The organism is Pseudomonas sp. AC355 (assembly GCF_979258205.1).
The window spans coordinates 1097288-1111107 of the sequence record NZ_OZ409843.1 but is presented as its reverse complement, the minus strand read 5'-3'; the positions used below and the strand labels follow the sequence as shown (position 1 = coordinate 1111107).

Annotated in this window: 9 protein-coding genes; 7 read left to right on the top strand and 2 right to left on the bottom strand. The window is 51.3% G+C overall.

The window, feature by feature from the left end; genetic code table 11:
- Window positions 1-156 precede the first annotated feature (156 nt).
- The 7 genes from ACZ0AI_RS05305 to ACZ0AI_RS05275 all read left to right on the top strand — a co-directional run bounded on the left by ACZ0AI_RS05305 (window position 157) and on the right by ACZ0AI_RS05275 (window position 8303).
- Entirely contained in the window at window positions 157-675 is a 519-nt protein-coding gene (locus ACZ0AI_RS05305; RefSeq protein WP_463564882.1) for a gluconokinase, read from the top strand.
- Window positions 676-830: 155 nt separating this feature from the next.
- On the top strand, window positions 831-2207 hold the full coding sequence (locus tag ACZ0AI_RS05300) for a GntP family permease (RefSeq protein ID WP_463564881.1): 1377 nt from the start codon (window positions 831-833) through the stop codon (window positions 2205-2207).
- A gap of 142 nt (window positions 2208-2349) precedes the next feature.
- Complete coding sequence (locus ACZ0AI_RS05295; protein WP_463564880.1) at window positions 2350-2601, top strand: hypothetical protein; 252 nt, start codon at window positions 2350-2352, stop codon at window positions 2599-2601.
- Between the two features lie 425 nt (window positions 2602-3026).
- Window positions 3027-4004 carry a tyrosine-type recombinase/integrase gene (locus ACZ0AI_RS05290; RefSeq protein ID WP_463564879.1) on the top strand — a complete coding sequence of 326 codons (978 nt, stop codon included), beginning with the start codon at window positions 3027-3029 and terminating at the stop codon, window positions 4002-4004.
- Window positions 4001-5509: a site-specific integrase gene (locus tag ACZ0AI_RS05285; RefSeq protein ID WP_463564878.1), complete on the top strand. Its 1509-nt coding sequence runs from the start codon at window positions 4001-4003 to the stop codon at window positions 5507-5509. The genes ACZ0AI_RS05290 and ACZ0AI_RS05285 overlap by 4 nt, the downstream gene beginning before the upstream one ends.
- The gene (locus ACZ0AI_RS05280) at window positions 5506-7851 is read left to right on the top strand and encodes a hypothetical protein (protein WP_463564877.1); all 2346 of its coding nucleotides are present in this window, start codon (window positions 5506-5508) and stop codon (window positions 7849-7851) included. Before ACZ0AI_RS05285 ends, ACZ0AI_RS05280 begins: the two co-directional genes overlap by 4 nt.
- Complete coding sequence (locus ACZ0AI_RS05275) at window positions 7848-8303, top strand: hypothetical protein (protein ID WP_463564876.1); 456 nt, start codon at window positions 7848-7850, stop codon at window positions 8301-8303. Before ACZ0AI_RS05280 ends, ACZ0AI_RS05275 begins: the two co-directional genes overlap by 4 nt.
- 278 nt (window positions 8304-8581) lie before the next feature.
- On the opposite strand, the gene ACZ0AI_RS05270 is transcribed toward ACZ0AI_RS05275, so the two are convergent.
- Entirely contained in the window at window positions 8582-10837 is a 2256-nt protein-coding gene (locus tag ACZ0AI_RS05270) for a hypothetical protein (protein ID WP_463564875.1), read from the bottom strand.
- A gap of 23 nt (window positions 10838-10860) precedes the next feature.
- A complete protein-coding gene (locus tag ACZ0AI_RS05265) occupies window positions 10861-13551 on the bottom strand; it encodes an AAA family ATPase (RefSeq protein WP_463564874.1) in 2691 nt (896 codons plus the stop codon).
- Window positions 13552-13820 lie beyond the last annotated feature (269 nt).

The window sequence follows — 13820 nt, the reverse complement described above, 5'->3', positions numbered from 1 at the left end:
AGGTAGCGCTGTCTCAGTGGCTTGGCAATCATGTGGATTGCTCATATGGCCCGGAGCAGCAGTACCTGGCGAATAACATTTACAACATTCGAAGCCGCCGTCTTGCAGATATTTACGATCTTCAAAGATAGCGCTGTCTTCCGCTGGAGTTGAGATATGCATAACCCAATAACCGCCTTGGTAGTCATGGGCGTATCCGGCTGTGGCAAGAGTTGCGTCGGAGAAGCGATCGCCGAAAAGGTCGGCGGTTACCTGATTGAAGGTGACCAATTTCACCCTCCCGCGAACATCGAGAAGATGAGCGCCGGCACGCCTCTTACCGATGAGGATCGTGCTGACTGGCTGACTCGCCTGGGCCAGGAATTGGCCAGCGCACTCGAAACCCATGATCGGCCATTGCTGGCCTGTTCCGCGCTCAAGCGCCAATACCGTGATCGGTTGCGCGAGGCAGTGCCTGGGCTAGGCTTCGTCTTTCTCGAGCTGTCCCGCGAAGAAGCTGCCAAACGTGTGGGCGACCGTCCCGGTCATTTCATGCCTGCCAGCCTTATCGACAGCCAGTTCGCCACACTCGAATCGCCTCGCGGCGAGCATGCAACGCTGACCCTTGATGCCACGCAAGCCATCGATACGCTCGGCCAGAAGGCCGCTGACTGGTGGTGCGCGTCCGATCGATAACACCTGCTGATAACGCAACAACCCAGTTTCTCCCATAACAAAGACAAGTGGAGACGATATGAAAACCATCCATCACGCTCACCGTTACCTGTCCCTGAAAGATGATCACGCTCGGCCTTGCCGAATGGCAGCAGTTGTAGAGGAGGGCGCTCATCATGAATGAGGTAGCCACTACCCTCGGCGCTGGAGCGCTTCTATCCATCGCAGCAGGCGCCGTACTTCTGCTGCTGTTGATGATCATCCGTTTTCGTCTGCATGCCTTCGTCGCGCTGGTGCTGGTCAGTATCATCACCGCGCTGGCTACGCAGATCCCCTACGATAAAGTCGTCCCAGCCCTATTAAGTGGGTTCGGCAGTACCTTGGCAGCCGTAGCGTTACTGGTTGGTCTGGGTGCGATGATTGGCCGATTGCTTGAAGTCACTGGTGGCGCTCAGGTGCTTGCGGACACGCTGATCAATAAATTCGGTGAGCAGCGTGCGCCATTTGCCTTGGGCGTCGCCTCGCTGCTGTTCGGCTTCCCGATTTTCTTTGATGCCGGATTGGTCGTGATGCTGCCGATCATTTTCAGCGTGGCCAAACGTTTCGGCGGCTCCACGCTGACCTACGCATTGCCTGCAGCCGGTGCCTTTGCGGCCATGCATGCCCTGGTGCCACCGCACCCTGGCCCCGTTGCAGCGTCAGAGTTGCTGGGTGCCAATATTGGCTTGCTGGTTCTCGTAGGCGGGTTGATCGCGTTGCCAACCTGGTATTTCGGCAGTTATCTGTTCGGCTTGTGGGCAGGCAAACGCTTTGACCTGAAGCTGCCGGCTAGCTTCCTGACGGAGGTCGAGCGCGACAACAGTGTGGCACCGCCGTCGTTCGCGCTGGTGATGACCATTCTGCTGATGCCCCTCGTGCTGATCTTCCTCGATACAGGGCTTAATACCCTTAGCGTGGTGGGTGCGGTCGATGGCAGCAGTGACTGGGTACAGTTCCTGCGCATGATCGGCAAAACGCCAGTAGCACTGCTGATAACGGTGCTTTTTGCTCTGATCGCCTTCAGCGGTCGTCATGGGCGCAAGCACCTGGAAAAAATCTGTGAAGGCGCGCTTGCACCAATCTGCTCGATCATCCTTGTAACAGGTGCAGGCGGCATGTTCGGTGGCGTATTGCGTGCCAGCGGCATCGGTGATGCTCTAGCGGCAACGCTCTCGGATACAGGGATGCCCGTTATCGTTGCGGCATTTGTGATCTCTGCGGCGCTGCGTGTGGCCCAAGGCTCAGCCACAGTAGCACTGACCACGGCGGCGGCGCTGATGGCTCCCACGGTTGCGGCAACTCCAGGACTGAGCGAGTTCGATCTGTGTTTTATCGTCGTCGCTATTGCCGGTGGTGCAACGGTTCTTTCTCACGTCAATGATTCGGGCTTCTGGCTGGTCAGCCGTTTCTTGGAAATGGACGAGAAAACCACCCTAAAGACCTGGACAGTGATGGAGACCTTGCTGGGCAGCATTGCCTTCCTGCTGGCCTTGATCGGTAGTCTTATCCTCTAAACGCTCCTGCAAACAAGGCTTTCGCTGCGTGTCGCAAAAGGCGCAGCGAAAGCCTTGGTCATTCGCGCTAGACGTATCCGTTCAATCACCTACAGTGAAATGAGAGAAATAGGCGGCTTAAATCTTTCAGAGTGTTTTCACCATGACGACTCTTACCAGCAAAAAGCTGGCATTCACTCACACCAGCAGAAGCGGCTCACGCAACGTGCAGCTCGAATTCATCTGGGCAACCGAACTGGGCGGCGTCGCACAAGCAGTCATCGCCACATTTCAGGACGACAACGGAAAACCACTCAAGCAATTCACCATACCAGGGCCATTCAGCGAATCTGGCAGCGCACGCAAAGCGGTGATCGCCAAAGCGAATGCTTGGTTTGATCATGATCAGGAGTGAACCTGCAGAAACCGCGAGATAGCTTACCCGTGAGCGACAGCTTTAGTTCGCATAATGTATATTATGTTAAACGAATGCCGTTTCAAAGGTGTTGCACTTACTCCTATCTATAGCTCAACGCGACCCTATGGCTCCTGACTCAAGGCTTGCCATCACGCGCTCTTCGTCTCTAGCATTGCCGCACTATGGCATGCATCAAACTTCGAAATCCTTCTACTCCGAAATCGACCAAGGGCTGGCTTCTAATTGATGAGCTAGGCCTTCCTAGATTTTGGGCGACTGTGTGGGCCGACGTCCTCAAGGCAAATATGGGGCTCACAACCCGTGGACACCATCTATACGCCATAGAGAGGTTCTACCAGGCAACTGATCGGCAATTCGGATCAGGCGCTCTGGATCGAATCCTCTCTAAGCTAGATATGCCCATGCTCGAATCCGCATTGAGTAGCTTCCTCGCCAGCCTCAGGAATGACAGCAGCGTACGCGGTGTAAATAACAACCAAGCGTGGGAATCAGCAAGATCCTTTGTCGCGGACATTGTCAGTCATTTGAGCGCTTCTTCAGCTGGAGACTACAGTAAGATTCATAGTCGACTCTTAAGACTTGATCGTCTCTATTCCCAGGTTTCCCCTGCGAGGCCAAAGCCTCCAGCCGCTATTCGAGCGCTACCTGCGGTAGTGGTCGAAGATCTCTATGAAATTTTCTCGCCGATATCTGTAAGAAATCCATTCAAGACTAAAGCTCTCCGATGGCGAAATTTCCTCATATTTCTACTGATGCTGCATCTTGGATTGAGGCGTGGTGAAATTGCTATATTACCAGCAGACGCAATCAAGTCTGACTTTGACATTGTTTCTGGTGGCGATAAGTTCTGGCTAAATGTCGCGGAAAGCCCTTACGAGGATGAAGATAGGCGCTTCAACTCCCCTAGTTTGAAAACAGCTCATTCTCGGCGTCAGCTACCACTAACTGCAGAAATTGTTTCAGTGTCAGATATTATATTGAGCAGCTACCGCCGAGGGGCCCCTCACAGTTATTTGTTCGGTTCTCAACATAACAAAGCTCTGTCTCTTAGGTCTATTCATCGCGTTTTTGAAGTGGCCAGCCAAAACTTATCTCCCGCATCAAAAAAGGAGCTAGCTGCGCGTAACAGATCAGGTGTTACAGCGCACGATCTTCGACACACCTGTGCGGTGTATCGACTTGGCAGGTACGTTTCTCTTGGTGATGAGCTTGATATGGCAACAGAGAAACTTCGCATATTTTTTGGATGGGCACCCTCCTCTCCAATGCCAAGGCATTACGCTCGAGCATATTTCGAGTCTGATTCTACTGATATGTGGAGTGAAACTTATGACCGCCTGATTAAAACTATTCGATCGGTTTTCGGGAGAACACAATGAATCATTCATTATTTGAGCTAAACAGTAGGCTTTCCTCCATAGCCACTGAGCTACCAAGTCTTCCGAGTACAATACGCTACTATGATGACTTTGATGATAAGTACCACTCAATCCGAGGCCCTGAAAGCTCCAGTGTTTGGGAAATTCGATATGACGGTGAAAGAGTTCGCCTAGACTTCTCGGCACTTGATGATGACTTACAATTCATCCTCAAACACGCGACTGTAGATTTATTTAGTAGGTTAGAGCCTTCCAGCGTGGCAAATATCTGCAGTGGCATCCTCCGAAACAGTGATCAGGCTGAGCACTTTATTCAGTCATTAGTTTTACGCCCCGAGGAATTTCGAAATCTTTGGGTAACCGAGATCCAAGCTACCAAAACATGGGCTTATGCGCGCAACATTCGAACAATACTTCACTCTCTCTGCAACTTATCTATTGGGTTTTGGCGCCCTGAAAATCGACCCTATGTAAGCCAGTTTAATTCGCCAGCTCAAGATATCTATAAAACCGTTCGAACTGGAGAGTGTTTTCTACCTCTGGATCACCAGTCTTTATTGGTCGACTTTTTAGATGAGCTCTCCGACTCTGTCCGTAAGGCTCCTGAAACTCAGGCAACCATTAAGCTCAGAAATGCCTGCATTTTGGTAATTACTCATCAATATGGATGCAGGCCAGGTCAAATCGCACGCATAAAGAAAACTGATGTCCGCTGTTACGAAAATGGCGCGGTTCATTTGGCTATCCCTCTTCTAAAACAACGAGGCAATGAGGCTCTACGCAGGGTTACTCGGCGGATGAAACCAGAGTGGTGTTCGATTTTCATGGAGTACTCAGCTCGCCATTGCGATGCAGTTTCCAGTGACAGCTACTTCGATTTACCACCTAAAAGGCTTTCTGCTGCCTTATCAAGCCTTACGGAGGAGATTACTGGCACGCGCTGGTCCCCAACAGATCTCCGACATACTGCAGCCCAGCGATTGGCGGATGCCGGTACATCTCATATCGCGCTGTCCGAGTTCATGGGACATGCAACCACATTGACGGCCAACGTCTACTTCGATACTTCCCCAACACAAGCGCAGCGAATAAATCAGGCACTCGCAATTTCCACGATATATTCCAATGTGGCAGAAGTGGCAAGAACTCGTACTATTGACAAAAACGCCCTCCTTCACCTCCCCGCTGACCAGCAAATAGGAGGGATCCCGCACGGTATACCTATCGCCGGCATTGGTGGTTGTTCTGCAGGTCAATCACTGTGCTCCAAAAATCCGGTTCTGAGTTGCTACACCTGTCGAAAATTTCTGCCATTGTCTGATGCAAAAGTCCACGAGTCGGTGGTCGAGAGTCTGAGACCTGTCGTTAGTGAATTTGCCAGTGCATCTCGTTTCAACGAGGAAAGTCCTGCTTATACCCAGCTGCGTCGAATGTTTCAGGCTGCATTACAGGTAGCGAAAGAGATTCGGTTGAAGCATGCTGAAAACGGCGTTGAACCGATATGAACCATTTCTACCGTCAATTCATTGAAAATGGCAAAGCAATAGCAAGGTCTAAAGGTCTTCAATGGGATCTGCCGGTTGATACCGATGGAATCGTTCCGAAGCCCTCTCGGTGGGACCTTGCTACTCTTTCTGGATTGGTTACTCCGCCGTATTTCTGGCACTCATCACTGGCTTACGATGCTAATGCTCTAGAAATACTCAATGTTTTGCGTGATAAGCAGAACCTCATTCCAATCGCTATGCAGCCGCTATCAAAGCACTGGCGCGAATACTATCAAGCCTCCTTGTTAAATGAGCTTCTGATCAAGCGAAACAAACCTAGACATGCGTTGGTAAACATCGGGCGTCCATTGCGGATCATAGCCACTTGTGCAGACTTTGAGGAACCTTGGGAGCTAACCCCTGCGGCGATACAGCGTGCCTATAACGTCGCCCTAGGAATTGGTTCGTCGGGTAAATTAGCAGCCAACATCGCCATGGTGGTTCGCACTTTAATCGACGGCCTTCATATTGCCGATCGCTCGCCTCTTTCCAAGTTCTGCACACCCTATGCTGATCAGCAACGTGCCGATAATAAAGTGTCGGCGCTCAAGCTAGGTAATAATACATATCGTCAAACGGAAAAAGTTAGAACCGAGCTTTCTGACCGCAAGGGTGCGGCCAAACTACCAGATGAGAAAGCGTTCTGGGAGCTCATCCGTATCGTTTTTACTGAACAGCCCAAAACCTTTGTGGATGCAATCAGATTCAGCCAAGTTAAGCTCGCGATAGCCAGCGGATTTCGTATCGGCGAAAACACTTTGCTACCAGTTGACTGGGCGAAATGGCACGAGCACTTAGATGAAGATGGTGGTTCAGCAGAATCAAAAGGAGGGATTTCTCGCTCTCTTTCTATACGACATTTTTCGGAAAAACAAGCTGAAGATGTAGGTTCTGAAGGTATAGTGCTGTTCGAAAATATTCAGCATGTTCCTGTCATTTTTGAGAGCCTACTCTTAGAAGCTTTAGGTGAAGCAGAACGGCTTACGAGGCCGCTACGTGAAAGACTACGGCTCCAAATCAATACAGGTCGTTTATTGCCAGAACTCTCACCAGATGCTTTGGTTCCAGCATGGGACGTTTACAGTAGAATATCGGGCTCTCTTTGGTTCGCCTCTCCCCCGCTTCCCGTAGATCTCGTCAGCAGATACCGGGAAACATTTGACCCAGTGTATTTGGATGAAATGCGTCAGCGGCAAATTCGCCAAGTGCCAACTCATGGCGTGTCGGCTAGCTGTATGAAGTACTTCAAAAAGCTGCCAATTACAATCCGAAGGTCTGACGGCACGCCATTTACTAAGCCGATCGACTGGAAAAATGCATATATCTGTGTGAGTGAAGCAGAGGCGATGGTCAGGAGCGAAATGACCTCCAAACTACCAGGTACTACGCCTTTCCTATTACGTGACGGAGGCCGCTTGAGCCCTGCCGAGTTGATGTTCTTGATGCCTATCCGAGCACTTATCGAAGAACGAAATGGCGGCATTTTGGATGTGAATCGATACTTCGCGGTTGGGCGTGCATCCACGCAGGACTTACAAATCCATCTTGGCGGGGGAGCCAATAATATCTTTTTTCGCTACGGCCAGACTGATGAGGATCGTGATCTCAGCTTGAATACGCACTCACTCCGTCATCTTCAGAACGCTGAGCTGTTCCGCTTGGGCGTAGCCGACACAATCATCACCAAGCGCTTCAATCGGCACAGCGTTGCTCAGAGCTATGTTTATGACCATCGCAGTCTAGCGGAAGACCTTGCGCATATTGATCTTCCTAAGGGAGCTGAATCCATGGCTCCAAGAGCGCAGGAAACTCTGCAAATGATTATGGCGAAGAAGATTCGCGGCCCCATCGTTGATGAGTTTCTCAAGATTCAGGAGGCTTTGGGCGATGACGAAGCTTTTCGCTATCTTTCTGCAGAAGCAGATGGCCTGCATGCCACTCCGTTTGGATTTTGCGTGAACAGTTTCACGGTCGACCCCTGCCCCAAACATCTCGAATGCTATGACTGCAGACACCTAACCCGCTCAGGCATTCCTGAGGAACAGCAACGGCTAGAAAAATTAAAACATCAAATGATTGATGTAGTTAACGTCATTGAGGCAAGCCCACCTAAGGCCAGAAATATTGGATGGCAGAATCAGCTGAAACACGCCCAATCTCGACTAGAGAGTCTGGAGAAAATCCTTGTCACGGCTCCGATGGAGCACCCCTTCCCTGATGGTAAGGATCTCTATAGCGGCGTGGAAAGCAAGCACGGAACGAGCATATTGGATGAACCAAAAACTTGGAGGCCTGCATGAAGGCTCAAGAGCTTGAAGCTGTCCTCCAGCGCATGCTTAACGACAACATCGTCATCACTGCGCGCTCGGTTATCCGGCAGCAAGATTGCCCCTTCAAGCACGCCAGCGATATAACACGTCAGCCTGAACGTAAGGCATTGCTCGATCAGTACCAAGCACGTCAATCTGAACTGCGCGCCCTAGTGGAAAAGACAGACAAACAGTCTCGTACTAATCTGCAAGCGCGCGTGGCCCGACTGACACAGGAAAATGAGGCCCTAAAGGCCGAACGCGATCTACTTATTGCATCTCACAAAGCCATGCTCCTTGCCGTCGGTGAGATGGGCGGGATGGCCGCATGGCGTAAATTCTTCCCGGCTTGGGAGGAAACTCGCCAACGACTCAGCCAACTACAGGCCCTGCCAAGCGCTGTGGTGTTACCTAACTCAAAAGCTAAGAGTAGCGATTTATGAGCCAGTCGCTCTGGCAGTCTTAAGGCAGAGTGGATGCCAGCCACTGGATGAATTAGTACCTCGCTGGCCCAACAAGATATTGGCTGTTTCTGATACAGCGGCCACTAAATCCTAGTGCAGCCTTCGCCCATCTGGGTCAGGGCTTGCGCACGGCCCACTCCGTGAGATCGATCTTATACTCAGATGGCATTACGACCGTGACCAACTGCACCATGGCAGTTATCAGGACAATAGGTTGGCTATCGGCAAGTCCTCACCAGTAAGTACTAGACCCTCCTTCAGGAGTTCATGAGGAGATCTGCAGCCTCGTGAATATTTTTCGATCTCAGTTTTATATTTTCAGGCCGCCCAAGCTGAGTATATTTCAAGGTGTCCACCATACTCCCCCAGAACTTGCACCGCTCTACAGTCTCATTTTCCTCAACAACTGACCTTTTACAAATCTCTGCTACAACCTGTTCATACCAGTCAGCAGACATAGAGTTAATAGCATTATTGGCAACAAGCTGAATGGCAGAGCGATCCTTTGTATTAATTACTCTTGCCTCTTTAATCAAATTCTCGATTAGTTCTGTGCAAAAGGTCATTCGCAGCATTCCACTCATAAGCCCCCGCCAAGGCATATAGCTTACGTTTCTTACTACCATTGGAAGCAGCATTGACATACGAAGCAGAAGTCGAGCAATGAAGGTGGAGGATTTAACAGCGTTCACAGGCAGAAGCGTTCCAAGCACTGTCATAGCTCCTAGGGCAAGCATGCCGCTAGCTGTAGCTCCATGTCCGCCATCTACTGGAATAGTATCGCAAGCACTGAGCAATATAATAGGGGGCATATTGATCTGACCCTGCAGCTCCCAAACATTTAATTCTTCGCCCCCAACTATAATTGAACCCATGGCGGAATCTGTGTTTAGTGAGCCGTGACCATCAAAAATCATCAGTGCCCCTTTAAAGCTATTAATTACAGCTACAAATTCTTCAGGTGACCCAACATCAACGATCCTATATTTCGGGTATTCCTTATTCATGTCAGCCCAGTGCTGAAGAGTGGACTCAAGAACGTATTTAATCTTGTCGCTTTCCGAGAAAGACCGAACGATTAGTATTTCATCAAAGTCAGAAAGAGCTACTGTTTTATGTCGGCTTCTGATGGATTGGAATAGATTTACATTGCCCGGAGTCGCTGGCAGCCGGCTGACGTCACACCTCAACATTAATGGCAACCCCCTCAAAGGAAGCCATTCAAGTGGTAGGTCAGTCACTATAGATACCCCAGAAAACTCGGGAAGGGTTTCATCAAAAAAAGACAAAAAACGCTTATCAACCAACAAGAGCATTCGCTCTTTTAGCCTCATCCCAAGCTTGTTTAATTTAAAATTGACATGGCAGCCATTCCCTCTGGCGCAATTAGCTAAATTGATTAAATCGCCTTTGATCTTATTTATGCGAGGCTCAATTCGGATGATAGGAGCTAAATCAGACAACCCCAATATACCCAGCGAGACATTGAACAATTCAAGCTCTTGCCGATGTCGCAAAATAAAAGTTATCCCCACTGCATCTGAGGTTAGGGCAGCCATCAGTTCCGATTGATCGTCAATCAATCGTCTAGTGTAACCCTCAGACTTTACAGTGGAGTCAACATAGATCCTGAGGGCGGCGACAAGTTCTTTTTTTAGAGAGCTATCAGGGAATAGCTTATCTAAATCTGCCTTGTAGATTCTCCATAAAATCGGTTCGACACTGATACATAAACGGTTTTCGGTAGCAGCGTTATCTGTCAGACTCGATCTGCACTTCCATAGGGCTCGATTACTACGTAGTATCGCTGGGATGTAGTGTTCATTGCCGCCGGGCATAAGCCTCCCCTCGCGAACAATGTCCAAACATAAACTCTCGGCTATCAATTCATTTGCATATGTCAGCCCATGACGAAAGCCAGGGAAAGCTAATCGCTTCCATGGCTTTTTCTTGGGCCCTAACACTTCACTTACTGCCTCAAAAAACTCTTGCGGCACTGTGCCGTCCTTTAGAAGTGCAAGAGCTCTTGCTATGGCATAGTTACCTATTTTTCTTGAGCTAAAATCCTTTTCTTCCTTGCTCGCTGATTTTGCGATAGATATGTGCAAGAACCCATTCCCGTACTCACTCGAAAGGAAGTCCTTGACAGGGAGATACATTTGCTCATCGGATAGAACTATTTTTAGTACTGGAGTTGAATTCGCGCGCGCGTGCATTGACTCAATATTAACTGGCAAGCACACAAAGCTAGTTATGCCAGAAGCTCTAGCAGTTGCCACGTTTTTCCTACTGGCCTTGATCTCTCTTACATCAAATGGAAGTTTTGCCGCAAAATCTAACAGCCATCTAGATTCTACAATCTCAGGCCAATACGCTAGAAAAAAAGTTTCCGTACTGTACTCGCCAAAGTGCGGGATATAATAATTTATAGCGAACCTAATATCTCGAAAATGTTCTTCTTCGAAGATCCGCTCCGCTAAATCGGCTTCACTTACATATGATATTTTTGTCATTTGAAATCCTTTTCAATTACTCACTAGCCGCCAAAAAGCTTCTTGCGTTGTGTGGTTCGTTCCCTGCGTAGGTTTTCGTAGGCGGTTCGCCGCTTGGCCGCTTCGTTGATTAGCTCTAGGATCAGAGTGATGTCGTTGTGCAATTCCTCGCGCGAGGGCAGTGGCAGTTGGCGTTCACCCGGGGTGTCATGTGCCTCAGTGGCTTCACAAGCCCGAGCATAAACCGCCAGCATTGTTTCACACTCATCTGCAGGGTGGCCGATGACGGCACCAAAGGCCTCCACGCTCACCACGTCGCTGAACGGTTGAACCGTATTGTTCAAGAAAACTTCACGGATGGCGCGCTCGACGGTACCTCTGAGGCTTGAGTAGCCCGCAGCGATTTGCCGCTCAAGTTCATCATCCGGGTAGCCGCCTTCTGGAGCGCTCAACGCTTTCGCACGATCACGTAGATCAGCCAGGCGGGCTTTGGTATCCATCGTGGCCCACGTTAGCCCTTCGCTTACCAGCCCTGGCGACTCATCCCAACCAATGGTCTTGTAACTGGCCGGGCGATCGGCGCGCTGAAGTGCCATGGCCAGTTCGGTCAGAAATACCGCGTCATGTGTGAACACCAACACCTGGCGGGTCTCGGCTAGCGCAACCAGACGCCGAGCGATGGCCCGACGATAAACATGGTCTAGAGAGGTTGAGGGGTCGTCAAAAATGACCGTCGAGGTATGTGGCAGAGATTCGAGTTCGGCGATGAACATGGCCATCCCCAAAGCACGCTGTTCACCCTCGGAAAGCACTTTGGAGGCCTTCGCCGTGATCTCCTGCAGGCGTAGGGTAACCTTGGTCACCCCCAACTCCGTGCGTCCGGTAAGGTCGGGTTGCACTCGGCGCTTATAGCCCAAGGCTTTCAATTCGGCATTCATGGCGGCGGCCAATGCCTCGGTCACATACGTCGCGGCCAGCGCCGTCAGCTTGCGTGATACCGTTCCAGGATTTAGGGCTGCATGACAGCGGCTTAACACAGCATAAGCCTGCTTGTTCTGAATGAAACGCTCCACCGCGCCGAGCTGGCCGGAAAGGCGCTGACGCGCATCCAGCTCTGCCAGCTCTTGGCTCAGCGCTAAACGCACAGTAGGATCGTTGGAGGTTCGGAGGGTATTGGCGTCAGCGCGCAGCGAAGCAGACTTGCTGGCAAACTCACTGTCTAGGTTTGTTTCCTGTGAAAGTGGCTCTGATTCAGGAGACCAGTCTCCCACTTCCAATGTTTGGCTGACCCATGTGTGTCGGACGGCCCAAACCGAGGCCGCTGTAGTAATGGTGGCATGTAGATCGGGGAGCCGCTCCGCCACTTCAGCCAGCGTGGGCGCATCCAGGATGCTGAGGTCAACAGCCTTCACTTTCCCCAGAGCGGCCATACGGGCATCGTTGGCTGTTTGTGCATCCGCTGTCGCCCTATCCGAGATGAAAGCTGCAAATCGCCGCATGCGTTCCGCTGCATCGACTGAGTAGGGTTGCTGGCAGAGCACACAGCGTGCGTCGAGTTTCAGGTGCGGGAATGGATGTTCGGAATATGCTGCCTGCAGAGAGAAGGCTTCAGCGGCTCGGTACATCGTTTGCCAAAGCAAATCGCCGGTGCCATCTAGCAGAGTGGCGGTGTGTGAGGCCAATGTCGGTGGTTCTGTGGTGTCCTGTGTCCCCCGCCCCTGAAGGCGCGCTTGTGCTAGTTTCATGGCGAGGTGTGCAGCTTTTTCCGCGACGATAAGTTCCTTTGCCCGCGCAATGGCCCGGTCACCCACCCAACGTTGTGCTGCCTCGGCACGGCGTTGTGCTTGGTCCAGGCGGGCCGCCAGCCGCTCCAAGGCTAGCGCTCGGGGAGTAGGATCGGTTTCCAGCAGTGTCCGCTTCAGAAACTCAAGCCTTCGGAGTTCCTCCTCAGTGAGCGCTCCCAATCGAACCAGTACTACGCGATCCGATTCTGCCCCCAGGCTGGCGATGTAACGGCCGACTTCGGTATTACCCTTCAGTGGCTCGAACTGCTGGGAATCCAGAACCAACGCATTGCGCTCAGCCACAATCCGGGTCTGCAAGTCACGCTGCAGCAGAACCAGGCGGGTCAGGTGAGTCAGTCCGTATGGCTGAAATGCCGGGGTGCCCTCTGCATCGATATAGTCGTTGGCACAGGCTACGTCGTATACCGATACCGCGCTCAAATGTGGATGAGCTGGCCCGCTCTGGACCCAACGTGCAGTTTCCGGCGTGCCATCCACCAGAATAGAGAATTCAGCAGATGGAGGCCGAGATGGAGTTGAGGCCCCAAAGGCGTTTGGCAGTACCTCCACTCGGTGACGGGCTTTGCAGGCGTTCTTGAAGACGCGGGCATAGCCGGATTTGCCGGCCCCGTTGTGACCAAAAAAGATGGTCATGCTCTCCGGCACTATGTCAAATGCTCGACCGGAAGGGAAACCGTTGACCTGATCCAGCCCGGAGACGCCAGTCAGTCGCACGGTGGCGCCACTGCCGGCACCCGGAACATCATCCAATGTGAATGGTCTGGTGGCACCTGTGGTCGCATTTTCCCGTTCTTGCTCGCGAACCATTTGGAGGATGGTTTCAATGTCATCCTGAGCGAGTTCGGGCCGCGTAAAAATCTGGCGCAGCGCCTCTTGCTGCCAGGGCCTAAGTCCACTAGCCCACGCGATGATCTCGTCCAGTAATGACATAGCATTCTCCTTTGCCTTGGCACCCGATTAAAGGACGAGGCTGTACAAATGGCAAGTAGCCATCAGCATCAGATCGTGACCATCAACTGACCGCTACGCATAAGAAATACCGCATGCTCCTGCTTCGGTATCCATCCCGAACTGGTTGTTGCCAGGCGCCATAGCATCACCCCCCTGAACCAGATCGATCAGCGATCCCTGTGCCTTCACTTATGTCACCTGTCGATGTGAACGAGCAAATACGTCGAAGTACTCACAGAGGATTCCAA